At 66.3% G+C, this 23,913-nt stretch carries 31 protein-coding genes and 1 other annotated feature; of the genes, 18 read left to right on the top strand and 13 right to left on the bottom strand.

Going from position 1 to position 23,913, the window contains the following annotated elements; all coding sequences use genetic code 11:
* Positions 1-14: 14 nt before the first annotated feature.
* Together ASF81_RS06185 and ASF81_RS06180 are read right to left on the bottom strand one after the other, a co-directional pair.
* On the bottom strand, positions 15-869 hold the full coding sequence (locus ASF81_RS06185; RefSeq protein WP_055806336.1) for a neutral zinc metallopeptidase: 855 nt from the start codon (positions 867-869) through the stop codon (positions 15-17).
* 78 nt (positions 870-947) lie between these two features.
* On the bottom strand, positions 948-1,337 hold the full coding sequence (locus tag ASF81_RS06180) for a hypothetical protein (RefSeq protein WP_055806332.1): 390 nt from the start codon (positions 1,335-1,337) through the stop codon (positions 948-950).
* Positions 1,338-1,443: 106 nt separating this feature from the next.
* Here ASF81_RS06180 and ASF81_RS06175 point away from each other — a divergent pair, with 106 nt between their 5' ends.
* Complete coding sequence (locus ASF81_RS06175) at positions 1,444-2,010, top strand: type 1 glutamine amidotransferase domain-containing protein (RefSeq protein WP_055806328.1); 567 nt, start codon at positions 1,444-1,446, stop codon at positions 2,008-2,010.
* Here ASF81_RS06175 and ASF81_RS06170 read toward each other — a convergent pair.
* Both ASF81_RS06170 and ASF81_RS06165 read right to left on the bottom strand, forming a co-directional pair.
* On the bottom strand, positions 2,007-2,657 hold the full coding sequence (locus ASF81_RS06170; RefSeq protein ID WP_055806324.1) for a methyltransferase: 651 nt from the start codon (positions 2,655-2,657) through the stop codon (positions 2,007-2,009). The genes ASF81_RS06175 and ASF81_RS06170 overlap by 4 nt on opposite strands.
* Entirely contained in the window at positions 2,654-3,628 is a 975-nt protein-coding gene (locus ASF81_RS06165) for a fatty acid desaturase family protein (protein ID WP_055806321.1), read from the bottom strand. Before ASF81_RS06165 ends, ASF81_RS06170 begins: the two co-directional genes overlap by 4 nt.
* Positions 3,629-3,755: 127 nt before the next feature.
* On the opposite strand from ASF81_RS06165, the gene ASF81_RS06160 reads away from it, so the two are divergent.
* Genes ASF81_RS06160 through ASF81_RS06150 form a run of 3 tightly spaced genes read left to right on the top strand, consistent with a single transcriptional unit; the run spans position 3,756 to position 5,346 of the window.
* Positions 3,756-4,163 (top strand): hypothetical protein, encoded by a 408-nt coding sequence (locus tag ASF81_RS06160; protein WP_055806318.1) that lies wholly within the window; start codon positions 3,756-3,758, stop codon positions 4,161-4,163.
* The gene (locus ASF81_RS06155) at positions 4,160-4,360 is read left to right on the top strand and encodes a helix-turn-helix transcriptional regulator (protein WP_055806315.1); all 201 of its coding nucleotides are present in this window, start codon (positions 4,160-4,162) and stop codon (positions 4,358-4,360) included. Before ASF81_RS06160 ends, ASF81_RS06155 begins: the two co-directional genes overlap by 4 nt.
* A 38-nt stretch (positions 4,361-4,398) precedes the next feature.
* On the top strand, positions 4,399-5,346 hold the full coding sequence (locus ASF81_RS06150) for an alpha/beta fold hydrolase (RefSeq protein WP_055806311.1): 948 nt from the start codon (positions 4,399-4,401) through the stop codon (positions 5,344-5,346).
* A gap of 39 nt (positions 5,347-5,385) precedes the next feature.
* On the opposite strand, the gene ASF81_RS06145 is transcribed toward ASF81_RS06150, so the two are convergent.
* The 5 genes from ASF81_RS06145 to ASF81_RS06125 all read right to left on the bottom strand — a co-directional run bounded on the left by ASF81_RS06145 (position 5,386) and on the right by ASF81_RS06125 (position 9,117).
* Positions 5,386-6,222, bottom strand: a complete 837-nt coding sequence (locus ASF81_RS06145) for a DUF3298 and DUF4163 domain-containing protein (RefSeq protein ID WP_055806970.1) — start codon at positions 6,220-6,222, stop codon at positions 5,386-5,388.
* Positions 6,223-6,245: 23 nt separating this feature from the next.
* On the bottom strand, positions 6,246-7,277 hold the full coding sequence (locus ASF81_RS06140; protein WP_055806308.1) for a UbiA family prenyltransferase: 1,032 nt from the start codon (positions 7,275-7,277) through the stop codon (positions 6,246-6,248).
* Between the two features lie 120 nt (positions 7,278-7,397).
* The gene (locus tag ASF81_RS06135) at positions 7,398-8,180 is read right to left on the bottom strand and encodes a GIN domain-containing protein (RefSeq protein WP_055806305.1); all 783 of its coding nucleotides are present in this window, start codon (positions 8,178-8,180) and stop codon (positions 7,398-7,400) included.
* A complete protein-coding gene (locus ASF81_RS06130) occupies positions 8,177-8,776 on the bottom strand; it encodes a DUF1700 domain-containing protein (protein ID WP_055806302.1) in 600 nt (199 codons plus the stop codon). The genes ASF81_RS06135 and ASF81_RS06130 overlap by 4 nt, the downstream gene beginning before the upstream one ends.
* Positions 8,773-9,117: a PadR family transcriptional regulator gene (locus ASF81_RS06125; protein WP_039244893.1), complete on the bottom strand. Its 345-nt coding sequence runs from the start codon at positions 9,115-9,117 to the stop codon at positions 8,773-8,775. Before ASF81_RS06125 ends, ASF81_RS06130 begins: the two co-directional genes overlap by 4 nt.
* A gap of 254 nt (positions 9,118-9,371) precedes the next feature.
* Between ASF81_RS06125 and coxB the strand changes: the two genes are divergently transcribed.
* The 12 genes from coxB to ASF81_RS06070 all read left to right on the top strand — a co-directional run bounded on the left by coxB (position 9,372) and on the right by ASF81_RS06070 (position 19,024).
* Positions 9,372-10,358, top strand: a complete 987-nt coding sequence (coxB, locus tag ASF81_RS06120; protein ID WP_369814903.1) for a cytochrome c oxidase subunit II — start codon at positions 9,372-9,374, stop codon at positions 10,356-10,358.
* A 17-nt stretch (positions 10,359-10,375) separates the two neighbouring features.
* Positions 10,376-12,058 (top strand): cytochrome c oxidase subunit I, encoded by a 1,683-nt coding sequence (gene ctaD / locus ASF81_RS06115; RefSeq protein ID WP_055753981.1) that lies wholly within the window; start codon positions 10,376-10,378, stop codon positions 12,056-12,058.
* Between the two features lie 88 nt (positions 12,059-12,146).
* Positions 12,147-13,112, top strand: coding sequence for a heme o synthase (gene cyoE, locus ASF81_RS06110; RefSeq protein ID WP_055806296.1), 966 nt, complete (start codon positions 12,147-12,149; stop codon positions 13,110-13,112).
* A gap of 4 nt (positions 13,113-13,116) precedes the next feature.
* Entirely contained in the window at positions 13,117-13,287 is a 171-nt protein-coding gene (locus tag ASF81_RS15240) for a hypothetical protein (RefSeq protein ID WP_017505721.1), read from the top strand.
* Positions 13,284-13,820 (top strand): cytochrome c oxidase assembly protein, encoded by a 537-nt coding sequence (locus ASF81_RS06105; RefSeq protein ID WP_017505722.1) that lies wholly within the window; start codon positions 13,284-13,286, stop codon positions 13,818-13,820. Before ASF81_RS15240 ends, ASF81_RS06105 begins: the two co-directional genes overlap by 4 nt.
* Complete coding sequence (locus ASF81_RS06100) at positions 13,817-14,233, top strand: NUDIX domain-containing protein (RefSeq protein ID WP_055806293.1); 417 nt, start codon at positions 13,817-13,819, stop codon at positions 14,231-14,233. The genes ASF81_RS06105 and ASF81_RS06100 overlap by 4 nt, the downstream gene beginning before the upstream one ends.
* Before the next feature lie 73 nt (positions 14,234-14,306).
* Positions 14,307-15,008: a hypothetical protein gene (locus tag ASF81_RS06095; RefSeq protein ID WP_055806290.1), complete on the top strand. Its 702-nt coding sequence runs from the start codon at positions 14,307-14,309 to the stop codon at positions 15,006-15,008.
* A gap of 114 nt (positions 15,009-15,122) precedes the next feature.
* Positions 15,123-16,031: a cytochrome c oxidase subunit 3 gene (locus ASF81_RS06090; RefSeq protein ID WP_055806286.1), complete on the top strand. Its 909-nt coding sequence runs from the start codon at positions 15,123-15,125 to the stop codon at positions 16,029-16,031.
* Positions 16,028-16,429, top strand: a complete 402-nt coding sequence (locus tag ASF81_RS06085) for a DUF983 domain-containing protein (protein ID WP_055806283.1) — start codon at positions 16,028-16,030, stop codon at positions 16,427-16,429. Before ASF81_RS06090 ends, ASF81_RS06085 begins: the two co-directional genes overlap by 4 nt.
* Positions 16,426-17,139: an SURF1 family protein gene (locus ASF81_RS06080; protein ID WP_055806280.1), complete on the top strand. Its 714-nt coding sequence runs from the start codon at positions 16,426-16,428 to the stop codon at positions 17,137-17,139. The genes ASF81_RS06085 and ASF81_RS06080 overlap by 4 nt, the downstream gene beginning before the upstream one ends.
* Before the next feature lie 50 nt (positions 17,140-17,189).
* Positions 17,190-18,404 carry a pitrilysin family protein gene (locus ASF81_RS06075; protein ID WP_156363164.1) on the top strand — a complete coding sequence of 405 codons (1,215 nt, stop codon included), beginning with the start codon at positions 17,190-17,192 and terminating at the stop codon, positions 18,402-18,404.
* Between the two features lie 65 nt (positions 18,405-18,469).
* Positions 18,470-19,024 (top strand): NADPH-dependent FMN reductase, encoded by a 555-nt coding sequence (locus ASF81_RS06070; protein WP_055806277.1) that lies wholly within the window; start codon positions 18,470-18,472, stop codon positions 19,022-19,024.
* A 36-nt stretch (positions 19,025-19,060) separates the two neighbouring features.
* Here the strand turns inward: ASF81_RS06070 and ASF81_RS06065 are convergent, their stop codons facing one another.
* Complete coding sequence (locus ASF81_RS06065) at positions 19,061-20,065, bottom strand: NADP-dependent oxidoreductase (RefSeq protein ID WP_055806274.1); 1,005 nt, start codon at positions 20,063-20,065, stop codon at positions 19,061-19,063.
* Positions 20,065-20,853, bottom strand: coding sequence for an SDR family oxidoreductase (locus tag ASF81_RS06060; RefSeq protein ID WP_055806270.1), 789 nt, complete (start codon positions 20,851-20,853; stop codon positions 20,065-20,067). Before ASF81_RS06060 ends, ASF81_RS06065 begins: the two co-directional genes overlap by 1 nt.
* A gap of 103 nt (positions 20,854-20,956) precedes the next feature.
* Here ASF81_RS06060 and ASF81_RS06055 point away from each other — a divergent pair, with 103 nt between their 5' ends.
* Positions 20,957-21,526, top strand: a complete 570-nt coding sequence (locus tag ASF81_RS06055) for a TetR/AcrR family transcriptional regulator (RefSeq protein WP_055806268.1) — start codon at positions 20,957-20,959, stop codon at positions 21,524-21,526.
* A 100-nt stretch (positions 21,527-21,626) separates the two neighbouring features.
* On the opposite strand, the gene ASF81_RS06050 is transcribed toward ASF81_RS06055, so the two are convergent.
* On the bottom strand, positions 21,627-21,839 hold the full coding sequence (locus tag ASF81_RS06050; protein WP_008260410.1) for a cold-shock protein: 213 nt from the start codon (positions 21,837-21,839) through the stop codon (positions 21,627-21,629).
* A 239-nt stretch (positions 21,840-22,078) separates the two neighbouring features.
* Here ASF81_RS06050 and ASF81_RS06045 point away from each other — a divergent pair, with 239 nt between their 5' ends.
* Positions 22,079-22,288 carry a hypothetical protein gene (locus ASF81_RS06045; protein ID WP_055806265.1) on the top strand — a complete coding sequence of 70 codons (210 nt, stop codon included), beginning with the start codon at positions 22,079-22,081 and terminating at the stop codon, positions 22,286-22,288.
* 4 nt (positions 22,289-22,292) lie between these two features.
* On the opposite strand, the gene ASF81_RS06040 is transcribed toward ASF81_RS06045, so the two are convergent.
* Positions 22,293-23,771: a SulP family inorganic anion transporter gene (locus ASF81_RS06040; RefSeq protein ID WP_369814905.1), complete on the bottom strand. Its 1,479-nt coding sequence runs from the start codon at positions 23,769-23,771 to the stop codon at positions 22,293-22,295.
* 58 nt (positions 23,772-23,829) lie between these two features.
* Positions 23,830-23,893 (bottom strand) — a sequence feature (sul1 is cis-regulatory element that is thought to sense ions involved in sulfur or methionine metabolism; They are found in Alphaproteobacteria).
* Positions 23,894-23,913 lie beyond the last annotated feature (20 nt).

The raw sequence follows: 23,913 nt of genomic DNA, 5'->3' as shown, positions 1-23,913 counted from the left end.
AGGGGGCGCGGCGATCAGGCGCCGCTGAAGGTGTCGCAGGAGGCCGGATCGCCCGACTGATAGCCGCGTTGCAGCCATTCCACCCGCTGCGCAGAAGAGCCATGGGTGAAGCTTTCGGGAGAGACGCGGCCGCCGCTGCGACGTTGCAAGGTGTCGTCGCCGATGGCCTGGGCGGTCTTCATGCCCTCTTCGATATCGCCGGGCTCAAGTGCGACCTGACCGTTGGAGACGGCCGAGGCGTTCCGGGCCCAGACGCCGGCGTAGCAGTCGGCCTGAAGCTCCAGCGCGACGGAATACTGGTTGGCTTCGGCCTGACCGGAGGCGCGCTGCTGGGCCTGGCGAACCTGATCTGAGGTGCCGGTCAGGGTCTGGACGTGATGGCCGAACTCGTGGGCGATGACATAGGCGCGGGCGAAGTCGGCGCCTGAGGCCCCGAGCTTGTTCTCCATCTCCTTCCAGAAGCCGAGGTCCAGATAGACGGTCTTGTCGGTCGGGCAGTAGAAGGGACCCATGGCCGACTGGCCCATGCCGCAGCCGGTCGATGTGCCCTGTTCATAGATCACGACGCGCGGCGGCTGATAGCCGTTTAGCTTCTGCGCCCAGACGTCGTTGATGTTGCCGCCGATAACATCGACGAACTGACCCGCCTGATCCTTGGGTGTGCCGGTCTGACCCTGCTGCTGTTCGGCGCCGACGCCGCCGAACTGGCTGGCGAGCTGGGTCGTGGTCGAAGGATCGATGCCGAATACAAGATAGCCAATAATGGCCAGCACCCCAACGCCCAGGCCGCCGCCAGCGATGGCGCCGCCGCCCAACCCGCGCCGATCCTCGATGCCGCCGCCGCCTGTCCGTCCACCTTGCCAGCGCATACCCTATCCTCCGCCCGATCCTGGTTAAGCTAGGCAGGAACGCGGGTGCAAGGGAAGGGATGCGTCAGTTTGGACGCTTCACTGCGAACGGGCCAGCCAGTTGTCGATCTGGCTCATGCCCTGGGCTGTCTGCTGGCGGCGTTCGGCGGCGGATTGGCGCAAGGTCCGCTCCTGCTCGGGGCTATAGAGCGGGCGGGGCGGCAAGAGCTGGGCAGCGGTCGGTTCGCGAGCGCCTTCGATGGCGCGCAGGCGAAGCTGGGTCTCGATCTGCTGTTGACGCGCTTGGTCCGCGTTCGACTGCGCTTGAGAACGCAGACGGTCGTTCTCATAACGGTGCTGGTCGGCGATGGCGGCGGGAACGCCGCCCGGATAGGCGCCGTAGGGTTGGCCGGCCTGCGGATAGGTCTGGGCCAACGCCGGCGTGGCGGCAGCGGCCAACAGGGCGGTCAGGGTCAGGAGCGATCGCATGGACACGATGTGGGGACGCGCGCCATCGCCGCCAAGCGGAGCCGCAACCCTTTGAGACGCCGTGGGTTCATCGCGCCGAACCCCCTTTACGAACGGAGCATTCCTCATGGCCCAATCCCTTTCCGGCAAGACCGTCGCCATCCTGGCGACCGACGGCGTCGAGCTGGTCGAACTGAATGAACCGATGAAGGCGCTGAAGGATGCGGGCGCGGTGGTCGAGATCGTGTCGCTGAAAGCCGGCGAGTTCCAGGGCTTCGACCATCTGACGCCGGGCGACAAGGTCACGGCCGACAAGGCCGTGGCGGCGGTCGACGCCTCGATCTATTCCGCCCTGCTGTTGCCGGGCGGGGTGGCGAACCCGGACCTGCTGCGGGCGGACGACGACGCGGTGAAGTTCGTTCGGGCTTTCTTCGACGCCGGCAAGCCGGTCGCCGCCATCTGTCACGCGCCCTGGCTGCTGATTGAGGCAGGCGTGGTCGAGGGGCGCACGATGACGTCGTTCGAAAGCATCCGCACCGACCTGAAGAACGCCGGGGCCAATGTGGTCAATGAGGCGGTGGTGGTGGATCAGGGCTTGGTGACCAGCCGCTGCCCCGACGACATTCCCGCCTTCAACGCCAAGATGATCGAGGAGTTCGCCGAAGGCCGCCACGAAGGTCAGGCTGCAGCTTAAGGCATCGCCCAGACGGAGGATCGCTTGATTTCCTGGTCCTCCAGTTCGCGCGAGGTCGGGACGCGGTATTCGGCCAGGAAATCCAGGCCCGTGCGCGGGAAATAGGTGCGTCCCGGATCGCCGATCAGGACCCGCGTGCCCCTGGCGCGGGCCTGGGCCAGCCAGGCCAGAACGGCGTCGGTCATCGGGCGCTCGTAGCAGATGTCGCCCGCGCAGATGACGTCCACATCCTGCGGGGCGGCGTCCAGCAGATTGGTCTGGGTGAAGTCCAGCGCCACGCCGTTCGCCGCGGCATTGGCGGCGACGGCGGCCCGGCAGAAGGGATCGATGTCGGCGCACAGGACATGGGTCGCCCCCGCCTTCATCGCCGCCACGCCGACCAGGCCCGAACCGGCGGCGAAGTCCAGCACGCGCTTGCCGACGACCTCATGCGGATGATCCAGCAGATACCGGCTCAGAGCCTGACCGCCGGCCCAGGCAAAGGCCCAGAAGGGCGGCGGCACGCCCATTTCGCCCAGCTCTTCTTCCGTCAGCCGCCAGATGGGCGTGATCTCGTCGGCCAGCCACAAAGAGATTTCCGGCGCATGCGGCACGGGCTGGAGCCGCGTGTTGTCACGGATGAAGGCGGCGGGATCGAGGAAGGTCATTCCGGCTGGCGCGTAACAGCCTTCAGCACGCTGGCATAGCCGGGTGCGACCTCCATCGCCTCGGCTTGCGGCTTCGCATGGATGGCGCGGTGGAGGCGCGGCAGCTTCCAGCAGGGCACATGCATGAACAGGTGGTGCTCGGCGTGGAAGTTGACCCAGTAGGGCGCGATGAAGGCGCGTTCCCACAGGCTGGCCTTGGTGGTGCGAGCGGCGCGAAAGGGGTCGGCCGACGAACCCTCGACGCAGGCGTGTTCGGCGATGTTTCGCAGGCGCGTAACCATCGGAAACCACGTCGCCATCGGCAGCAGCCACAACACGAAAAAGGCCCACCAGACGCCAGCGGCGATGAAGCCCGCCAGCAGGACCGTGTTGAAGGCGAGAAAGGGCAGTACGGATCGGCCCGTCACGATCGACTCGTAATCATGGGCGCTATCGCTCATTCCTTTTGTGCTATCGCCCCTTGGGCTGCTTGAGCGCGCGTGCGCTTGGGCTAGCGGCAGCAGGACCCGCTGCTTGAAGAAGGTCTGGCCCGTCAGGTCGCGGATCAGCTTGCGGCGCAGCGAGGCCGGACTGACGGGAAACGGCGCCGACAGCATCAGATCGGGATCCTCCGCCTGCTGGGCGAAGCGATGATGCGTCAGATGATAGGGGCGATAGGCCTTCAGGCTGGCGCCGATCGGCACGGCGCATAGCCAATGGCCGAGAAAATCGTTCAGGCGGTTCGACTTGGACAGGCCGCCATGCGCCGCTTCGTGCATCAGAATCGCCAGACCCAGCTGACGCGTGCCGACGATCATTATGCACAGCGGGATCAGCCAGGGGATCAGGACGCCGGCGAGAACAGCCAAGGCGATCACCGCCCAGCAGTGGATCACCAGCAGCGGGCCGACCCAGGCCGAGCGTATCTGATACGGCGCCCACTCCTGAGGCGTGAACAGGGCCGACGGGGCGATGCGCGGGGCGGCGGACATGGGGTAAGTCTAGCCTTTGACGCGCGTCTGGAAAAGCAACGCAAGAATGTTGGGCGCGCCTGACAAAAAGTCAGGTTGACATGACATCCGGTTGGTGTAAGGTTGTCCTTACACAAGGAGAGCCGACATGTTCACCGCCTGGAAGACCGGAACGCCTGCGCATCGACGTTACATCATCCGCACGATGGCCTTCTCCGTGCCCTATGTCGCGATCTGTATCGCGATGATGACGACGGACGCGTTCGACGATTTGATGGGGAAACCGGCGGCCTGGGTCCTGGCGGCTGTGGTGTCGGCCCCGGTGATCGGGCAGATTTGGGCGACCCTGGCGCTGATGCGCGAGAGCGACGAGTTCGTGCGCGGCGTGACGGCCAAACAGTTCATCATCGCGGCCGGACTGGCGTTGGCCGTCGCCACCTTCTGGGGCTTTGGCGAGAGTTTCGCCGGCGCGCCGCATATGCAGACCTGGCTGATCGTTCCGGTCTTTTGGGGGCTGTACGGCGTCGTTTCGCCCTTCATCCGGAGCAGCCGATGAAGAACCGTCTGAAGCTTCTACGTGTCGAGCGCGGCTGGACCCAGGAACAGATGGGGCAGGCGTTGGGGGTCTCGCGTCAGGCGGTGATCGCCCTGGAGACAGAGCGGCACGACCCCTCGCTGGATTTGGCCTACCGGATCGCCGCCGTGTTCAAGCGGCCGGTCGAAGAGATCTTTGAAAACCCGCACGCGGGCTGACCGAAAAAGTAAGAATAACCTCACAATTGGAGACTGTGATGTTGAACGTCATTCGCCCTTGCCGGGGCGTCTTCGCCCCGTCGCGCCTTGCCATCATCCTGGGCGTTGTGATCGGCTGCGCTATGGCCAGCGATCAGGCCCGAGCCCAAGCCGCGCCACCTCTGGCGTCCGCCGCCGCGCCCTTCACCTCCGACCGGCTGTCGGTTGAGGTGGTGGGTCAAGGCCCTGACGTGATCCTGATCCCCGGACTGGCGTCTTCGCGTGAAGTGTGGCGAACGACGGCCGATCGGCTGAAGGCGACGCACCGCGTTCATCTGGTGCAGTTGGCCGGGTTCGCCGGCGAACCCTGGACGCACGGCGACGGCGCCTTCGTCCAGCCCGAGGTGGATGAACTGGCGCGCTACATCCGCCAGGCGCGGCTGGATCGGCCGGCGGTGATCGGCCATTCGATGGGCGGTCTGAGCGGACTTCTGCTGGCGCAACAGCAGCCGGATCTGGTCGGGCGGGTCATGACGGTCGACTCGCTGCCCTTCTACAGCGCCATGTTCGCCCCGACCGCGACGGCAGAGAATGCAAAGCCTTTCGCGGATCAGGCGGCCAGCATGATCCTGTCGGCGGACACGGCGAGCTTCCGCACCCAGCAGGAGGCGACGGCGCAGGCCTTGTCTCGCAACCCGTCGGAACAAGCGCGGATTGTGGCCTGGTCGTTGGCGACCGACCGTCACGCGATGACGGCGGCGATCAAGGATGTCATGACCACCGATGCGCGGCCGGGGCTGGCGACCATGACGACGCCGGTGACGGCGCTTTACGCCGCCGATGCGGACGGCGGGGCGCCGGCGGCGGTGGCCGATGCGATGTGGACGCGAGAGTATGCGGCCTTACCCGGCGTGAGCCTGATCCGCGTCGATGGATCGCGCCACTTCATCATGGCCGATCAGCCGGCACGGTTCGCCCAACTGGTCGACGCGTTTCTGGCGAAGTGAACTCTGAAGATCCTCCCCCGCAGGCGGGGGAGGATTGGTTCAGCCGTTCTTCGGCGTCACGTCGCCGGCCTTGACCGGGGCGCCGTCGAACTGGTCGGCGTAGGCGGGATTGAGCAGGGCGCGCAACGCGCTCTGCGGCAGGGCGATCCAGTAGGGGCCGTCCGAATAGGGGCCGATCTGATAGGGCCCCATCAGGAAGGTCACGCCGCCCGCCTTGCCTGGCGTCGTGCCCGGCGTCAGGACGAACGGGGTCGAGACGGCCTTGGGGCAGGTCCACATCTTGCCGTCCAGGGTCGCGGTTTCCGACCCCGGCGAGCGGGCCTGTTTGGCGGCGTTGGCGGCCGCGCACAGGGCCTTGTCCAGCGCCGACAGATCCGCGCCCGGCCGGAACAGGTCGGCGAAGCCCAGCCGCTTGTTGGCCGTCTTGTCCCAGATGACGGCGTCGAAGCTGGTGTTGGGATGGGCGCCGCCGGTGAACTCGAAATCGGTGCGGGCCAGGCTGACCAGCTTCCCCGTCTCGGCGCTGGGCGCGAAGGAGATAGTCTTCTCATAGGGGTTGGGGCCGCCGCCGGCCTCGCTGAGATCGGCCTGGGCGCCTTCCTCGAACTGCTTCAGGTCGCGCACCGTGTCGGCATAGAGGGCGGCGTGCAGGGCGGGCGTGGTCTTGATCGCCTGCGGCAGGGTCAGTTTGACGGCGGCATAGGGGGTCTTGCTGTCATAGCCGACGGGAGTGTTCGACATGGCCGGCGCAGCGGCCGGGGCCTGTGCGGCCGGCGCCTGGGCCTTGTCTTCCTTGCGCTGGCAGGCGGCCAGAGATGCGGAAAGCGTGGCGGCGACGGCGGCGGACAACAGCAGGATGCGGGCGGTGCGCGACATGGGAAACTCCATCATCGGGGGGATCACAGGGAGATTGAGCCAAGGGCGATAGCGGCCAGCAGGATGACGCCGGCCTCGCGATTGGACTTGAACAGTTTCAGCGCCAGGGCGCCGTCGTTGCGGTCGAGCCGCATGACCTGACGCGCCAGATGGGCGGCGTAGGCGATCAGGCCGATCCAGAAGAGCGGCCCAAGCCCGGCGGCGAGGCCGGTCATGGCGGCCAGGATCACGGTCAGGCCATAGAAGATCGCCACGCCGGGCCGCACGGCCGAGGCCAGTCGGCGGGCCGAGGACTTCACGCCGATCATGGCGTCGTCCTCGATGTCTTGCAGAGCGTAGATGGTGTCGTAGCCCAGGGTCCAGAAGACGCCGCCAATCCACAGCAGGATGGCCGGAAGATAGGCCTGCCACGTCAGGGCGATCGCATGGCCGCTTTCGCTGGCCGGGGACCACAGAAAGGGCCGGAACTCGCCGGCGAGATCGGCGGGCAGCAGCAAGGCGGCCGCCGCCAAGGGCAGGGCGGCGGCGAACCCCATCAGGGCGCCCCAGTTGAAGGTCAGGCCCAGCCAGGCCTGGGGCCACCAGGTGATCCGCTTCATAAACGGATAGGCCGCGACCAGGCCCAGCGACCCGACGCCCAGCCCGATGGCGACGGTCGGCAGGGTCAGCAGGACCAAAAGGCTGATCAGGCTGCACGCGACGACGAAGGCCCAGGCCTGTTTGACCGAGATGCGGCCGGACGGAATGGGTCTCTGGGCGGTACGGGCGACCTGGGCGTCGAAATCCCGATCGACGATATCGTTGAAGGCGCACCCCGCCGCCCGCATCAGACAGGCGCCGATGGCAAAACCGACGAACAGCCACAGATCATAAAAGCCGGGGCTTTGCCGATACTGCGCCAAGGCCAGCGCGATCCCCTGCCAGCCGGGCAGCAGCAGCAGCCAGATTCCGATGGGCCGATCGAACCGCCCCAGCTTCAACCACGGCTTCAGCCCCTCCGGCGCATGCCGATCGACCCAGTTGGCGCCGGCGTCGGGGAGGGGAGCGAAAGTCATGCGGCTGACTTAGCGCGTAGGGCCCGAGGGGTGAAGGCGCCGCTCCCCGTTTCCAAGGCGGGCGCACAGAAAAAAGGGGCTGGTGAACCCAGCCCCTTTCCACGGTGATCGGTGCGACCGTCAGTCCTGATAGACGTCGCCGGAGCCGGAGACTGTGCTGTTCAGGTTGGCGGGGCGGGTGGCCAGGGCCACGTCGCCGGAGCCGGCGATGGCGACCTTGACGTCGCCGGTCGGGGCGATGCGGGCGTCGCCGGAGCCGGCGATGTCCACCCAGGCGTCGCGGGTCGCCAGGTCGCCGAGGGACGCATCGCCCGAGCCGGCGATGTCCAGCTTCAGCTCGTCGGTGCTACCCGAGGCGGTGACCTCGGCCGAACCGGCGATGTCGACCGTCAGCGACGGCTGGTCATAGCCGGTGATCTGCAGGTCGCCCGAGCCCTTGGCGTTGAAGCGGTTCACCTTGGGCGCGGTGATGACGACCTTCAGTTCGTCGCGTTCGGAGCGGGCGGAGAAGTTGCCGTTGCTCCAGCCGAACACGACCCGCTCGTCGCCGTCGCCCAGATCGAGGCGGCCGTCGACCAGACGGACCCGGTCGGTCAGACCCTTGGGCCCGGTGATGACGACGGTGTTGGCGTCACCTTGGACATAGTCGACGTCGATGCTGGAATCGACGGTCAGGGTCTCGCCGCCGGTCCAAGGCAGGGTGCGGGTGGTCAGGGGGCCGAGATCGTCCGTCCCGCCGCCCTTGACCCGCTCGAAGCGGATGGTCTCGCCGTCCTGGTCCTTGATGGTCCAGGCCCAGCCGTGGCGCTGGAGGTCATGGCCGCCGATCGCCAGCGCGCCGCCGACGGTGACCAGGCACAGCACCAGGGCGGCGCCGGCGATGATGAACAGGGTGCGGATCATGCCGAGGCTCCCGAGGTCGAGGTGGATTGAACGCTGGTCGGCTCAAGCGCCGGCTTCAGCAGGCGGTAGTGAAGGCGGGCGAACCAGACGACGCCGTTGACCAGCCAGATGGTGAAGATGGTCAGCAGGGCGCCGATGAAGACGGCGCCGGCCATCAGGCCCAGCCCCATCAGGATCGCCGCGAACGGCCCGCCGGGGAAGCCGGCGAAGGGACCCGCGACCATGATCACGCCGCCGCCGATGAACAGGCCGATGGCGGCGATGAAGAAGCCGAACACGGTCCCGATCACGCCCATCAACAGGGGCAGGAGGATCAGGATGTCCAACGCACCCAGGCCCAGGACCGCGAAGACGGCGCCGGCGGCGGCGGAGGGGTTCTTCTCCTGATGCCAGCGCTGGATGCCGGCCTCGGCCTTGAGCTCGCGAGCCAGGCGGACCGGATCGCCGAGCGCGGAGGCGACCTCGGCCTCGGTGCGGCCTGCGGCGATGCCGTCGTCGAAATGGGTCTGATAGTCGGCGATGATGTCGTTGGCGGTCGTGGTCGGCAGGCCGACGAGGCCTTCCTCCAGACGATCGATGAATTCGGCGCGCGTCATTGAGCGGCTCCCTGATCGGCGTCGTTCGCCACGATGGCGTCGACGGCCTTGGTGAAGGCGGACCATTCGGCAGTCTGGGCGGCGAGGGCCCCCCGGCCCGCTTCGGTCAGTCGGTAGTATTTGCGTGACGGCCCGGCGGAGGATTCGACCAGATAGGTCTCGACCTGTCCTTCGGACTGCATGCGGCGCATCAGGGGATAGATCGTGCCTTCCCCCATATCGATCGCGTCCGACAGGCGGCTGGCGATCTCGTAGGCGTAGCTGTCCGCCCGGTTCAGAAGGGCCAGGACGCAAAGCCCCAACACGCCTTTCTTCAGCTGTATCTCGATAGTTTCTGGCACCTCGGCTCTCCCGTTGATGGACATTGACTACGACAAGGTATCTTGTGACGCAAGGTAGCTATCGAAACATGACAGCGATTTAATCGAGGCCGGCTGAAGGCGGCTTTGCGGCCTGAGCGCCGTTGATCGCTTGGCAAGCCGAAAGCGATCCGATAGGTGACCGAGAACGCCGGGCGTGGGAATCGCGCCAGCGTGATCTCTTGCGAGCCATTCGCAAGTATCTGCTGCATAACGGTTTTATGGGGAAGTCTCATATGGGGATGGGCAAGCGAGCCCAAGGGACGTTGAAGAAGGCCGCGACTTGCGCGTCCTCCATCGTTCTGGGCGCCGGACTGGCGATGTTCGCTGCGGCGCCGACGTGGGCGCAGGACCTGATGGGTCAGCCGACCCCGGGCGGCATCACGCTGCAACCGGCGGCGTCGCCGCTGAAGCATGATGCGCACTTCTTCCACGACGTGATCCTGATGCCGATCATCACGGCCATCACCCTGCTGGTGCTGGGCCTGCTGGCGTGGATCGTGTTCCGCTACAACAAGAAGGCCAATCCGACGCCTGCGCGCTGGAGCCACAACACCACGATCGAGATCATCTGGACCGTGCTGCCGGTGCTGATCCTGGTCTTCATCTCCCTGTTCTCGTTCCGCCTGCTGTTCGCCTATCACGACATGCCGTCGCCGGATCTGACGGTGAAGGTGACCGGCAACCAGTGGAACTGGGCCTATGAGTATCCGGACCAGGGCGTCGCGGAATATATCTCCAACATGCTCCCGGAAGAGGAAGCCAAGGCCAAGGGCGTGCCCTATCGCCTGGCCGCGACCGAGCCGATGGTCGTGCCGGTCGGCAAGACGGTCCAGCTGGTCATCACCGCCTCGGACGTCATCCACGCCGTCGCCCTGCCGGCGTTCGGCCTGAAGACCGACGCCGTTCCCGGCCGCATCAACACCACCTGGTTCAAGGCCGAGCGCACCGGCGTCTTCTATGGTCAGTGCTCGGAACTGTGCGGCGTCGACCACGCCTTCATGCCGCTGGAGATCCGAGTCGTCACCCAGGCCCAGTTCGAACAGTGGATCGCCTCCAAGGGCGGTTCGATGACGCCCAAGGTCGCCGCCCCCGCCGCGGCTCCGGCTGCTGCCGCGCCCGCGCCCGCCGCCGATGCCGCGACCCCGGTCGCCGCCCCCGTCGGCGCCACCGCCGACCAACCCGTTCCCGCCGCGGCGTCCGCCGCGCCGGCCGCCCAGTAAGAGGCGAACAGAGACACATGGCTGACGCTACCGTAACCCGCGACGCGACCCACATCGGTCACGCTCACGACGACCACCATCACGACCACAAGCTGGGCTTCTTCACCCGCTGGTTCCTGTCGACCAATCACAAGGACATCGGCACCCTGTATCTGATGTTCGCCATCATGGCGGGCATCGTGGGCGGCGCCCTGTCGGGCCTGATCCGCTGGGAACTGGCCGAGCCGGGCATCCAGATCTTCAAGGAAGGCTCGTCGATCCAGCTGCTGGGTCTCGTTGAGCAGTCCAAGCACGGCTATAACGCCGTCGTCACGGCCCACGCCCTGATCATGATCTTCTTCATGGTCATGCCCGCCATGATCGGCGGTTTCGGCAACTGGTTCGTGCCGATCATGATCGGCGCGCCGGACATGGCCTTCCCGCGCATGAACAACATCTCGTTCTGGCTGCTGGTCGCCGCCTGGTGCCTGCTGATCCTGTCGATGTTCACCGACGGCGGACCGGGCAAGGGCTTCGGCGGGGGCTGGACGGCCTATCCGCCGCTGTCGACCACGGGCCACGTCGGCCCCGCCTTCGACCTGGCGATCTTCGCCCTGCACGTCGCGGGCGCCAGCTCGATCCTGGGCGCGATCAACTTCATCACCACCATCCTGAACATGCGCGCGCCCGGCATGACGATCCACCGGATGCCGCTGTTCGCCTGGTCGGTGCTGATCACCGCCTTCCTGCTGCTGCTGTCGCTGCCCGTGCTGGCCGGCGCCATCACCATGCTGCTGACAGACCGCAACTTCCACACCCACTTCTTCGATCCCGCCGGCGGCGGCGACCCGATCATGTACCAGCACCTGTTCTGGTTCTTCGGTCACCCGGAAGTGTACATCCTGATCCTGCCGGGCTTCGGCATCATCAGCCACATCGTCTCGACCTTCAGCCGCAAGCCGGTGTTCGGATATCTGGCCATGGCCTACGCCATGGTGGCCATCGGCTTCGTCGGCTTCATCGTGTGGGCCCACCACATGTACACGGTCGGCATGAGCATCAATCTGCGCGCCTATTTCATCGCCGCCACCATGATCATCGCGGTGCCGACGGGCGTGAAGATCTTCAGCTGGATCGCGACCATGTGGGGCGGCTCCATCAGCTTCAAGACGCCCATGCTGTGGGCGATCGGCTTCATCTTCCTGTTCACCGTCGGCGGCGTGACCGGCGTGGTCCTGTCGAACGCCGGCATCGATTACAGCCTGCACGACACCTATTATGTAGTGGCGCACTTCCACTACGTGCTGTCGCTGGGCGCCGTCTTCGCGATCTTCGCGGGCTTCTACTACTGGTTCGAGAAGATGTTCGGGGTGAAGTACAACGAGTTCCTGGGCGCGACCCACTTCTGGATCATGTTCGTGGGCGTGAACCTGGTGTTCTTCCCGCAGCACTTCCTGGGTCTGCAGGGCATGCCGCGTCGCTACATCGACTATCCGGAAGCCTTCACCCTGTGGAACCACGTCTCGTCGATCGGCTATGCGATCACGGCGGTCGGCGTGCTGGTCTTCCTGATCATGCTGGCCGAGGCGGCGATCCGTCGTCGTCCGGGCGTGGACAATCCGTGGGGCGAAGGCGCCACGACCCTGGAGTGGACCCTGTCCTCGCCGCCCCCGGCCCACCAGTTCAACGAACTGCCGGTCATCAAGGCGGAAGAGCACTAAGCCTTTCCAGCGATATGAAATCGAAGGCCGCTCTTTCCGTCGGAAGGGGCGGCCTTCTTCATTTGGGTATGCTATGCGGCCCTCACAGATGACCGAAGTTCAGACCCGACCCGTTCTCTCGACCGCCCAGCCGGAGGATTTCTTCCAGCTGCTGAAGCCGCGCGTGATGTCGCTGGTGGTCTTCACCGCCGCGACCGGGCTGATCGTCGCGCCGGGGTCGGTCAATCCGCTGGTCGCGGCCATCGCCATCCTGTGCATCGCCGTGGGGGCCGGGGCGGCCGGGGCGCTGAACATGGCGCTGGAAGGCGAGACCGACGCCCTGATGCGCCGCACGCGCGGCCGGCCGGTGGCGGCGGGACGTGTGCGCAAGAACGACGCCATGGCGTTCGGCGTCATCCTGAGCCTGTTCTCGGTCATGCTGTTGGGAATGAACACCAACTGGCTGGCGGCCGGTCTGCTGGCCATGACCATCGTCTATTACGCCGGCTTCTACACCCTGCTGCTGAAGCGGCGGACGCCCCAGAACATCGTCATCGGCGGCGCGGCAGGCGCCTTTCCCCCAGTGATCGGCTGGGCGGCGGCGACGGGCCATGCGCCGTGGCAGGCGTGGCTGCTGTTTCTCATCATCTTCCTGTGGACCCCGCCGCACAGTTGGGCGCTGGCGCTGTATTCGGCCGGCGATTACGCCAAGGCGGGCATTCCGATGATGCCGGTGGCCAAGGGCGCCAAGTCCACGCGGTTGCAGATCCTGCTCTACACCCTGGTCTTCGTGCCGGTCGCGATCGCCCCGGCCTTCGCGGGCCTGGGCGGGATCATCTATCTGGTCGTATCGGTCGCGGGCGGCCTAGGCTTCCTCGGCTTGGCGGTGCGCCTTTATCGCTCGCGCGCCGGCGACGAACCGGACAAGGCCGAGGCCGTGGGACGCGAGGCCGCATTGTATGACGTCAAGGTCCAGGCCAAACCGGCGCGGGACCTGTTCGCCTTTTCCATCCTCTATCTGATGGCGCTGTTTTCGGCGCTGCTGGTCGAGGCCCTGTCCGGTCTGGGAGCGTAAAACCATGCGTCTGACGCCTGAGGAACTTCGCGCGCGCAAGCGTCGCAATGTCTGGATCGCCTCGGCGCTGGTGGCCTTCATCGTGCTCGTGTTCGCCACCACGGTGCTGCGCCTGCAACAGAACCAGGCGGCCGAGCGCGCGCTGGCGACGGCGGTGGAGACCTCCCAGCCATGAAGGCGGGCCGCAAGAATCTGATCGCCATCATCTGCGTCTTCGGCGTGATGGGCATGACCGGGGCGGCGTTCGCGGCGGTGCCGCTCTATCGAATGTTCTGTCAGGTCACGGGCTTTGGCGGCACGACGATGAAGGCCGACAAGGCCTCCGACACCGTGCTGGACGAGACGGTCATGGTGCGGTTCGACACCAATGTGCGCGGCGTGCCGATGACCTTCCGCGCCGAACAGTCGACCCAGCGGGTGCGGATCGGCGAGACGGGCCTGGCCTATTTCGACGTGACCAACACCTCGGACAAGCCGATCCAGGTGCGCGCCAGCTACAATGTCTCACCCGAGCAGACGGGGCCGTATTTCCAGAAGCTGCAATGCTTCTGTTTCACCGACCAGACGCTGGCGGCGGGCGAGACGCGCCAGTTCCCGGTCCAATATTTCATCGCCCCCGAACTGGCCACGGACCGTGAGGCCAAGGGCGCGCGCGACATAACCCTGAGCTACACCTTCTACCCCTCCGTGGACGCGCCCAAGGCGTGACTTTGAAGCCGGGCGTGGACTTTCCCGGCGTCGGCTGCGGGCTGGTGATCCAGCGCGCCGACGGGCGGGTCTTGCTGTGCAAACGGCTGAAGGCGCCCGAGGCCGGGTTCTGGAACATCGTGGGCGGCAAGGTCGACCTGATGGAGCGCTCCATCGACGCCGCGCGGCGCGAGGCCGAGGAGGAGAGCGGGCTGAAGATCGGCGCCGTCGACTTTCTGTGCCTGGCCGAAGAGATCATTCCGGCCGACGGCCAGCATTGGGTGTCGCTGATCTATGTCACCCGGGACTTCACCGGCGAGCCGACGCTGACCGAACCGGACAAGCTGTCGGAGATCGGCTGGTTCGCGCTGGACGACCTTCCCCAGCCGCTGTCGGCTTTTTCGGCCAAGGCGTTCGCGGCGATGAACGGCTGATCACACGGCGCCGTTCGCGTCGGCGCGCGTTTCGTCTCAAGGTGCATGCTGCACGCCGAGACGGAGACGGGATTTGCGCGGTCTGGATTTCACCAACTGGCACAGTCTGTTGCTGACCCTGGTCGGGCTGGCGCTCGTGACGCTGATCGGCATGGGCATCCGGCTGGTGATGATGTTCACCATCCAGCAGCGGCGCGAGCGGATGAATCGCCAGATCAACGAACGGCTGAAGACCCTGATCGCCGCCTACAAGGTGCTGGGCGGGTCTTTCACCGGCGACCTGACCGTCGATCCGACGCACAAGCGCGACCTGAGCCGCCGCAACGTCCCGCAAGGCGAGGCGGGACTGGATCTCAGCGCCGAGGCGACGGCGGGGTCGGACCGGACCCGGCGTATCCGCGACGCGGTCGAGGCTAGTCTTGCGGATATCATCCTGCTGGGCACCGAGGACCAGGTGCGACTGGCGCAGCAGGCGGCGCGTGAACTGGTCGCCGGGCGGCCGGTGCGGACGCATGATCTGGTGGTTTCGCTGCGCGACTTCATCCGTCAGGCGCTGGACCTGGCGCCCGTGCCGACCGGACCGGACATTCCCTTGCAAGGCCCGACGCGCCCGTCCTCGACCGGAGGCCGCGGCTCAGGCGCCGGCGCAACGGGCGGCCGTGGCGAGGGCGGGGGCGGCATGGGCGCAGGGATGGGCGGCGGTGGAATGGGCATGGGCGGCGCATTGGGCCACAGCCCGGACGACCCCGCCGATTCAATGGCCCGCAAGGGCTGAGCCCCGTCCGCACGCCCGAACAAGGCGGAAAGACGGCGTGGCTCTGGCGTCGGGGAAAATCGAACGCTATAGCCGCTATAACAACCGACTCTGGCCGACGAAGAGACGCGATTCATGGCTGACGCCCACGCCACTCCGCAGCACGACTACCACCTGGTGGCGCCCAGCCCCTGGCCGCTGGTGTCCTCGGTCGCTGCGACCATCATGTTCATCGGCGCGGTGATCTGGATGAAGGGCCTGGCGCCGGCGGACGGCGGCCCGATCGCCGCCAACTTCCTGGCCGAAGGCAAGCCGGGCGTCTTCTTCGCCGGTCTGGCCGGCGTGCTGATCTCGGCCTTCTGCTGGTGGGCGGATGTCATCAAGGAATCCAAGGCGGGCGACCATACGCCCGTCGTGTCGCTGGGCCTGCGCTACGGCATGATCCTGTTCATCGCGTCGGAGGTGATGTTCTTCGTCGCCTTCTTCTGGATGTTCTTCGACATGGCCCTGTTCCATGAATCGCGGGCGCTTACGCCGGAAGTCGGCACCTGGGCCGACACCGCCAAGGCCTGGTCGACCTGGCCGCCGAAGGGCGTCGAGGTCCTGTCGCCGTGGCAGCTGCCGCTGCTGAACACCGTGACCCTGCTGCTCTCGGGCTGCACCGTCACCTGGGCTCACCACGCGATCCAGGTCGGCGACCGCAAGGGCGCCAAGATCGCCCTGATCATCACCGTGGCCCTGGGCGTGCTGTTCACCTGCGTCCAGGCCTATGAGTACAACCACATCCTGCACGAGAAGCTGTTCTTCAACGAAGAGGCCGTGAACTCGGGCCTGTACGGCTCGATCTTCTTCATGGCGACAGGCTTCCACGGCTTCCACGTCCTGATCGGCACCATCTTCCTGGCGGTTTGCCTGATCCGTCTGCTGAAGGGCGACTTCACCCCGCAGAAGCATTTCGGCTTCGAGGCGGCGGCCTGGTACTGGCACTTCGTGGACGTGGTCTGGCTGTTCCTGTTCGCCTTCGTCTATGTCGTCTTCGGTTGAACCAAGACGGCCCTGAAGACATCGCAGCGGCGCGGGACGAGGAATCGTCCCGCGCCGTCGTCGTTTCCGATACGCCGGTTCGCTGGGCGCTGCGGGGACGTTGTCCCCGGTGTGGCCAGGGCGCGCTGTTCGCGGGCTTTCTGAAGGTCGCACCCGGCTGCACGGCCTGCGGTCTGGACTATTCCACCATCCAGACGGGCGACGGCCCCGCCAGCTTTATCATGCAGATCGCCGGATTCATCGTCGGCTTCTCGGCGCTGTTCATGGAAGTCAAATACCATCCGCCCATGTGGGTGCATCTGATCGTCTGGCTGCCGCTGGTGGTCGCCCAGTCGCTGGCCCTGATGCGGCCGGGGCGGGGGCTGATGATCGGGCTGCAATATCGGAACCAGCGATGAAGCGTTTCCCCTGGATCCTGACCGTGCTGACGGTCCTGGCCCTGATCCTGCTGATCGGGTTGGGCGTGTGGCAGGTCGAGCGGCTGAAGTGGAAGGAAGGGCTGATCGCGGCGGCCGATGCGGCGGCGGCGAAACCGCCCGCGCCGCTGGATCAGGTGCTCGCCGAGACAAGGAATGGGGGCGATCTGGAGTTCAGGAAGGCGCTGATCGTCTGTCCCGGCTTGGCCAGCGCGCCCTTCGTCGAGCTTCAGAGCATCCATGACGGCGAGGCCGGGGTGCGGCTGATCTCGGCGTGCAAGCCGGCGGGGGCGGATTTCACCCTGCTGGTCGATCGCGGCTTTGTCGGCGACGGCGTGACGGCGCGTCCGCGCGTGGTCGAAACCACCCTGCCGCTCGTGATGGTCGGAGAGTTCCGCACCTTCGACAAGCCCGGCGCCATGAGCCCGGCGCCCCGCGACGGCCGCTTCTACGCCCGCGACACGGCGGCGATGGCCAAGGCGCTGAACGTCACTGGCCCGGTCCGGCCCGAGGCCGTGTTCGCCATCACCGCCGTCAATCCCGAGTTCCCGGCGCTGAGGCCGTCCGCGCCGCCTGCGGCCTTTTCCAACAACCATTTCGGATACGCCCTGACATGGTTCGGACTGGCGATCGCGCTTGCGGGTTTCTATGTGGCCCTGCTTCGCCGTCGCACCAAGAAAGACATCCCCTGACCGCTACGCTTCACACCCTGTCCAACGGCGTTCGCGTCATCTGCGATCCGATGCCGGGGCTGAAGACCCTGGCCGTCGTCGTCACCGTCAAGGGCGGGGCGCGGTGGGAGCCGCTGGATCGATCCGGCTGGTCGCACCTGCTGGAGCATCTGGTGTTCAAGGGCGCCGGCGACATGGCCGCGCGCGAGATCGTCGAGCGGATCGAGGCCGAGGGCGGCACCATCAACGCCTCCACCGGCTATGAGCGGACCAGTTTCGAGGTGCGGGGGCTGGACGGCTCGCTGCCGCTCGCCATGCAGGTGCTGTCGGACCTGGTGTTCCGCCCGACCCTCGATCCTGCCGAGATTGAGCGCGAGAAGGATGTGGTGGCCCAGGAGATCGCCGAGGCCTTCGACACGCCCGACGACCATGTGTTCGAGATGGTGCAGACGCGCGCCTTCGCCAAACAACCGCTGGGCCGTCCGATCCTGGGCTCTGTCGCCAGCCTGAAGTCGGCCGACAAGACGTCGGTCGAGGCGTGGCGCGCGCGGCTGTATTCGCCCGACCGGATGGTGGTGTCGGTCTCAGGCGCGGTGGACGAGACCGAGCTGCTGGCCTTGGCCGAGCGCTGGTTCGGCGATTCGGTCGCGACGCCGGCTGACGCGCCCGCGCCGGCCGCCTTCGTCGGCGGACACGCGAAGCTGACGCGCAAGATCGAACAGGCCAATCTGGTCTTCCAACTGCCGGCCCTGTCCGCGACCGATCCGGCGCTTTCGGCCATGCGGCTGTTCGGCGAGATCCTCGGCGGGGGTATGGCCTCGCGCCTGTTCCAGAGCGCGCGCGAGGAGCGGGGCCTGGCCTACGCCATCGACGCCTATCAGGAGCCGTACGAGGATACGGGCGTGCTGGGCATCTACGCCGGGGCGGCGGCGGATCGGGCGAAAGAACTGGCCGAGGTCTCGGCGGCCGAGGTGCGGGCCCTGGCCGAGAACGGGCCGACCGAAAAGGAGCTGTCGCGGGCCAAGGCTGTTATGAAGGCCGGCCTGTGGATGTCGGACGAAAACCCGATGAGCCGGGCCGGGCGCAACGCCGCCCAGACCCTGATCTTCGGGGCCCCACGCTCCAGCCTGTCGATGACCGAACAGCTGGAAGCCCAGACGATCGAGGACGTGCGCGCGGTCGGCGGTCGATTACTGGCGTCAGGCCAGGCGGCCAGCGCCGTCCTCGGCCCGAAGTCGGCCGCACCAGCAGGCGAAGCGTTCGCGGCGGCCCTGTTCGGGGGCTGAGGGAACGCGCCGGGGCGCGGATCGGTTATGCTGGCGCTTGAACCCGTCCAGCCCGGAGACCTTCCATGACCGTCCGCGCCGCCCTGATCGTCGGCAGCCTGCGCAAAGGCTCCTATTCGCGCGCCATCGGCATGGAGCTGAAGGCGCTGGCTGAGCCGGGGCTGGAGATCGAGCCGGTCGAGATCGGCGACCTGCCGCTCTATGACCCGGACCTGGAGACCGACAACCCGCCGCCGGCCTGGGAGCGGTTCCGCGAGGAGGTGGCGACGACCGAGGCGGTGCTGTTCGTCACGCCCGAATACAATCGCTCCATCCCCGGCGCGCTGAAGAACGCCCTGGACGTCGGCTCGCGCCCCTATGGCCACAGCATCTGGCAGGGCAAGCCCGCCGCCATCGTCAGCGTCTCGCCCGGCGCCGTCGCGGCCTTCGGCGCCAACCACCACCTGCGCCAGCCGCTGGTGTTCCTGAACATGCCGACGATGCAGCAGCCCGAGGCCTATATCGGCAATGTCGCCGACCTGCTTGACGAGAACGGCAAGCTGAAGAAGGACGACACCAAGACCTTCCTGAAAAGCTTCACCGACGCCTTCGCCGCCTGGATCGACAAGACGAAGGCGTAGGGCGATTGACGCCGCGGCCCTTCGATAACGATCAGTTCAGGGCCTCAGGCTGACGACGACCTTGCCCTTGGTGCGACCGGTCTCGATATAGGCCAGCGCTTCGTTCAGATCCTCGAACGGGAACACGCGATCCAGCACAGGGCGGATGTCGCCGGCCTCGATCAAGGTCGTGATCCGGCTCAACTGTTCGCCGTCCGCCCGCATGAAGACGAAACTGTAGTCCACCTGATGCGCCCTCGCGGCTGCCCGGATCTTGCGGCTGCCCAGGCCGATGACCTGGCGGATGATCCAGTTCAGACCCTGCGCCCTGGCGAAGGCCGGATCGGGCGGGCCGGAAATCGAGATCAGCTTGCCGCCCGGCTTCAGCACATCCAGCGACCGTTCCAGCGTCTCGCCGTCCAGGCTGTTTAGAACCAGGTCGTATCCCGACAGCAGCCTGGCGAAGTCCTCGGTCTTGTAATCGACCACCACGTCCGCCTCCAGGCTGCGAACCAGGTCCGCGCCCGCTGCGCTCGCGGTCGTCGCGACGCTGGCGCCCAGGTGTTTGGCCAACTGGATCGCGAGGATGCCGACCCCGCCGGAACCGGCGTGGATCAGAACCTTCTGCCCCGGCTTTAGATCGGCCCGGTCCACCAGCACCTGCCACGCCGTCAGCGCCGTCAGCGGCACGCCCGCCGCCTCTTCCATCGACAGATTGCGCGGCTTGGGCGCGACGTCGTCTTCCGCGATGGCGATATAGTCGGCGAAGGTCCCGATCCGCCCGTCGCGTGGGCGCGAATAGACCTCGTCGCCGACCTTGAACCGCTTCACAGCCCGGCCGACGCGCACGACCTTGCCGGCCACGTCATGACCCAGAACCAGCGGCGTCTTGTAGGGAAGGATCGGTTTGAACGCCCCGTCCCTGATCTTTGAATCCAGCAGGTTCAGCCCGGCGGCGTGCACCTCGACCAGCACATCCTTGTCGCCGACCTTGGGCTCCGACGCCTCGCCCAATCGAAGCGTCGCCTTCTTGGAGTAATGGTCGAGGAAGAAGGCCCTCATCACGCGTCCGCCTTGTAGCGGGGGGCGGCGGTGACCTGCCCAAAGCCGGGCAGCATGACGAGACGGGCGGCCTGGAAGGCGTCCCATTGGCCGGCGTCGTGCAGCGGCGGGATCGTCACCGGCTCGCGACGGTCGAAGCCGACCAGCGCGGCGTCCACCATCTCGCCGACCTCCATCATGGGCGGCAGTTGCGACGGATCGGCGCCGGCGCGGCTCCAGATTTCGGTGCCCGTGGCGGCCGGCAGCACCGCCTGGACATAGACGCCTTTGGGACCGAGTTCGAACGCCAGCCCTTGCGACAGGTAGAGGACAAAGGCTTTCGTGGCGCCATAGACCGTCTGGCCGAACTCGGGGACCAGGCTGACCGCCGAGCCGACATTGATGATCGCGCCCCGGCCGGCTTCGACGAAGCGGGGCGACACCGCATGGGCCAGTCGCAGGACGGCCGTGGTGTTCACCGCCACCAGCCGCGCGATGTCGGACGCGGCCTGGCGATCGAAGCGTCCCGCGACCGAAAGCCCGGCGTTGTTCACCAGCACGCCGATGCGGGCGTCGTCGCGCAGTCGGGCCTCGACCACTTCGAGATCGGCGTTGTTTGTCAGATCGGCCTGGATGACGTCGACCGCCACGCCGGCCTCCCCACGAAGCCGCTCGGCCAGAGCGTCCAGCCGCGCCTTGTCGCGCGCGACAATCACCAGATCGTGGCCGCGCCTGGCGAAGCGGTCGGCATAGGTCGCCCCGATGCCGCTGGAGGCGCCGGTGATGAGAACTGCGGGATGGTCGGACATGAGAGGCTCCATTGCGATCTGATTATTCATGATCGCTATCATATATGTTGCCAAATATGACCGCCATCATGTATGTGTCAATGGGTGAAAGGGAGATTGCGTCATGAAGGTCAGCCGCGAGCAGATGAAGGCGAACCGCCAACGCATTCTGACGGAGGCCGGCCGGCTGTTTCGCGCTAAGGGTTTCGACGCCGTCGGCGTGGCCGAGGTGATGCAGGCGGCGGGCCTCACTCACGGCGGATTTTACGGGCATTTTTCGTCCAAGGACGATCTGATCGCCCAGACGGTGGCCCATGTGTTCGAGCCTTCGGACAGCGCAAAATCCGAAACGGCCGATCTCTCTGCCTTCATGGACGCCTATCTCTCACCCCAGCACAGACAAGGCGTTGCGGCGGGATGCCCGACGGCGGCGCTCGTCTCGGATATCCGTCGCCAGGGGCCGGAAGCGCGCGAGGCTCTGACTTCGGGCGTTCGCGCTCAGATCGAAAGGATCGCAGCGACGATCACCGACACGCCTTCGGCTCAGGCGCGCCGTGACGCCACCGGTGCCTGGGCGACCATGGTCGGCGCAATGATCATGGCGCGTGCCCTGGATGATGACGCGCTTTCCGATCAGATCCTTCAAGACGCTCGTGACTGGATCGAAGTCCGTCTGCAGGGGCGCGGCGTCTGACCAAAGACTTGAAGATTGTCGGGGAGCAGTTTCGCCGCCCCAATTGAAAACGGCGGCTCCGTGAGGAGCCGCCGTCGCCAGATCAGCTGTGACGCTGAAATCAGCCGATGGTTTGCAGCTGGCCAGCCGATTCCTTGCCCGAACGCTTGTCGCGTTCCAGCTCGTAGGAAACCTTCTGGTTTTCATCCAGGCCGCGCAGGCCAGCGCCTTCGACGGCCGAGATGTGGACGAAGACGTCCTTGCCGCCGTCGTCGGGTTGGATGAAGCCGTAACCCTTGGTCGGGTTGAACCATTTGACAGTGCCGGTAGCCATTTTGAGACCTCCGTTAGAAATTGACCGAGGGAACGTCCCTGCGGCCTGTCGGGTCTGAATGGGAGCGGCCTTGACTCGTGCGTTCGCAGAGAGAGTGGGCGTTACGCAGAGAGATCGACGAGCTCTATGTGCGCAGATATTCATGACAGATGCAAGCGCGGGCCGGGCGGGCCGAAAATCCAATAATGGGAACGGTTTAGCTTGGCGCACGTTGTTGGGAGGCACGAAAGGCTTCCAACATGAACCGCACCCACGTCGTGGAGCGCGCCTACCAGCTCGCTCGGACCAACGATTGTCTGAACACCGGCGACGTCGTCAAGGCGTTGTCGGGCGAGGGCTATTCGGGCGCCGAAATCTCGCACTTCCAGGGCAGCTCGATCCGGGCCGACCTGAACCGCATCTGCAAGATGCCCAAGCCCGACCTCGAACCGAGCTCCAACGCCGCCTGACGGCTCAATGCGCGCCGGCGCCGTCCGGCAGATGCATCTTCTCGAACCGCCCCACCCGCGTGACCAGGGTGCGGGCGGCGTCGTTCATGCCCAAGACCTGCACGTCCGCGCCCTGACGGCGGTAGCGGAAGACGACCTTGTCCACGGCGGCGACGCCGGTGAGATCCCACAGATGGGCGTCGCTGAGATCGATCTCGACGCGCGTGGGTTGGCCGTGATGCTCGAAGCTGGCGGCGAACAGATCGGCCGAGGCGAAGAACAGCTGGCCTGAGACGCGGTAGCGCAGGACGCCCGGTTTCGGCGTCGAAACCTCGGTCACGGCGATGGTCTTGCCGACCTTGCGCATGAAGAAGATCGCCGACAGCAGCACGCCCAGGATGACGCCCTTGGACAGGTCGTGGGTGGCGACGACGGTCACGGTCGTGGCGATCATGACGATGGACGACTGAAGCGGAGTGGAGCGCAGCTTCATCACCGACGACCAGTCGAAGGTGCCGATCGAGACCATGATCATGACGGCGACCAGGGCCGCCATCGGGATCTGGGCGACCCAGGTCTGAAGCGCCAGCATTAAAAACAGCAGGAACAGGCCGGCCCACAACGTCGACAGACGCCCGCGCGCGCCCGAGGTGACGTTGATCATCGACTGGCCGATCATGGCGCAGCCCGCCATGCCGCCGAACAGGGGCGACAGGATGTTGGCGATCCCTTGGCCGCGCGTCTCGCGATCCTTGTCCGAAGGGGTGTCGGTGATGTCGTCGATCAGGTTCGCGGTCAGCAGGCTTTCCAGCAGGCCGACAAAGGCCAGGGTCGCCGAGATCGGAGCGATGATGACCAGCGTCTCCCACGTCAGGGGGACGGCGGGCAGATGGAACATTGGCAGGCTGGTCGGCATCTGGCCCATGTCGCCGACGGTGCGCACATCCAGCTTCAGCACGATCACCAGGGCGCTGATGGCGACGATGGCGACCAGGGGCGAGGGCACGGCCTTGGTGAGGCGCGGGAAGCCGTAGATGACGACCAGGGCCGCCGCGACAAGAGCGTAGGTAATCCAACCCCGGCCGATCAGCTCAGGCATTTGGGCCAGGAAGATCAGGATGGCCAGCGAATTGACGAAGCCGGTCATGACGCTGCGGCTGACGAACTTGATGTAGCGGCCCAGCTTCAGCAGGCCGATGACGATCTGAAACACGCCGCAGAGCAGCGAGGCGGTGAAGAGATATTCCAGCCCGTGGTCGCGCACGAGGGTGACCATCAGCAGGGCCATGGCGCCGGTCGCGGCCGAGATCATGGCCGGCCGGCCGCCCACGAAGGCGATGGTCACGGCGATGACCACGCTGGCGTAGAGGCCGACGGCGGGATCGACGCCGGCGATGATGGAAAAGGCGATGGCTTCGGGGATCAGGGCCAGGGCCACGACGGTCCCCGCCAGAAGATCGCGGCGAGGATTGGCGAGCCATTGCTGGCGCGCGGAGGCGATAATGGACATGTCAGGATTTCATCTGGATGAGCCTTACCGATGCTTCGGTTTCTGGCGGCTCGGTTTCCCAGCGGATCGGCGGCGGGGATAGCCACCCGTCGCCTGCGAACAGGGCCGGGTCCAAGGTGATGGCGTCCTGATGCGA

This window comes from Brevundimonas sp. Leaf168 (assembly GCF_001423685.1).
Taxonomy (GTDB): domain Bacteria; phylum Pseudomonadota; class Alphaproteobacteria; order Caulobacterales; family Caulobacteraceae; genus Brevundimonas; species Brevundimonas vesicularis_C.
This window is presented reverse-complemented; position numbering and strand designations above follow the sequence as displayed.

Coding starts and splice junctions, on each gene's coding strand:
- ASF81_RS06160 (WP_055806318.1), top strand. CDS start 3,756: ATGTTCACCGCCTGGAAGACCGGAACGCCTGCGCATCGACGTTACATC.
- ASF81_RS06145 (WP_055806970.1), bottom strand. CDS start 6,222: ATGTCGCGCACCGCCCGCATCCTGCTGTTGTCCGCCGCCGTCGCCGCC.
- ASF81_RS06155 (WP_055806315.1), top strand. CDS start 4,160: ATGAAGAACCGTCTGAAGCTTCTACGTGTCGAGCGCGGCTGGACCCAG.
- cyoE (WP_055806296.1), top strand. CDS start 12,147: ATGACCGAAGTTCAGACCCGACCCGTTCTCTCGACCGCCCAGCCGGAG.
- ASF81_RS06130 (WP_055806302.1), bottom strand. CDS start 8,776: ATGACGCGCGCCGAATTCATCGATCGTCTGGAGGAAGGCCTCGTCGGC.
- ASF81_RS06165 (WP_055806321.1), bottom strand. CDS start 3,628: ATGTCCGCCGCCCCGCGCATCGCCCCGTCGGCCCTGTTCACGCCTCAG.
- ASF81_RS06135 (WP_055806305.1), bottom strand. CDS start 8,180: ATGATCCGCACCCTGTTCATCATCGCCGGCGCCGCCCTGGTGCTGTGC.
- ASF81_RS15240 (WP_017505721.1), top strand. CDS start 13,117: ATGCGTCTGACGCCTGAGGAACTTCGCGCGCGCAAGCGTCGCAATGTC.
- ASF81_RS06075 (WP_156363164.1), top strand. CDS start 17,190: ATGCCGGGGCTGAAGACCCTGGCCGTCGTCGTCACCGTCAAGGGCGGG.
- ASF81_RS06105 (WP_017505722.1), top strand. CDS start 13,284: ATGAAGGCGGGCCGCAAGAATCTGATCGCCATCATCTGCGTCTTCGGC.
- ASF81_RS06050 (WP_008260410.1), bottom strand. CDS start 21,839: ATGGCTACCGGCACTGTCAAATGGTTCAACCCGACCAAGGGTTACGGC.
- ASF81_RS06080 (WP_055806280.1), top strand. CDS start 16,426: ATGAAGCGTTTCCCCTGGATCCTGACCGTGCTGACGGTCCTGGCCCTG.
- ASF81_RS06150 (WP_055806311.1), top strand. CDS start 4,399: ATGTTGAACGTCATTCGCCCTTGCCGGGGCGTCTTCGCCCCGTCGCGC.
- ASF81_RS06045 (WP_055806265.1), top strand. CDS start 22,079: ATGAACCGCACCCACGTCGTGGAGCGCGCCTACCAGCTCGCTCGGACC.
- ASF81_RS06055 (WP_055806268.1), top strand. CDS start 20,957: ATGAAGGTCAGCCGCGAGCAGATGAAGGCGAACCGCCAACGCATTCTG.
- ASF81_RS06170 (WP_055806324.1), bottom strand. CDS start 2,657: ATGACCTTCCTCGATCCCGCCGCCTTCATCCGTGACAACACGCGGCTC.
- ASF81_RS06175 (WP_055806328.1), top strand. CDS start 1,444: ATGGCCCAATCCCTTTCCGGCAAGACCGTCGCCATCCTGGCGACCGAC.
- coxB (WP_369814903.1), top strand. CDS start 9,372: ATGGGGATGGGCAAGCGAGCCCAAGGGACGTTGAAGAAGGCCGCGACT.
- ASF81_RS06065 (WP_055806274.1), bottom strand. CDS start 20,065: ATGAGGGCCTTCTTCCTCGACCATTACTCCAAGAAGGCGACGCTTCGA.
- ASF81_RS06140 (WP_055806308.1), bottom strand. CDS start 7,277: ATGACTTTCGCTCCCCTCCCCGACGCCGGCGCCAACTGGGTCGATCGG.
- ASF81_RS06090 (WP_055806286.1), top strand. CDS start 15,123: ATGGCTGACGCCCACGCCACTCCGCAGCACGACTACCACCTGGTGGCG.
- ctaD (WP_055753981.1), top strand. CDS start 10,376: ATGGCTGACGCTACCGTAACCCGCGACGCGACCCACATCGGTCACGCT.
- ASF81_RS06185 (WP_055806336.1), bottom strand. CDS start 869: ATGCGCTGGCAAGGTGGACGGACAGGCGGCGGCGGCATCGAGGATCGG.
- ASF81_RS06070 (WP_055806277.1), top strand. CDS start 18,470: ATGACCGTCCGCGCCGCCCTGATCGTCGGCAGCCTGCGCAAAGGCTCC.
- ASF81_RS06180 (WP_055806332.1), bottom strand. CDS start 1,337: ATGCGATCGCTCCTGACCCTGACCGCCCTGTTGGCCGCTGCCGCCACG.
- ASF81_RS06060 (WP_055806270.1), bottom strand. CDS start 20,853: ATGTCCGACCATCCCGCAGTTCTCATCACCGGCGCCTCCAGCGGCATC.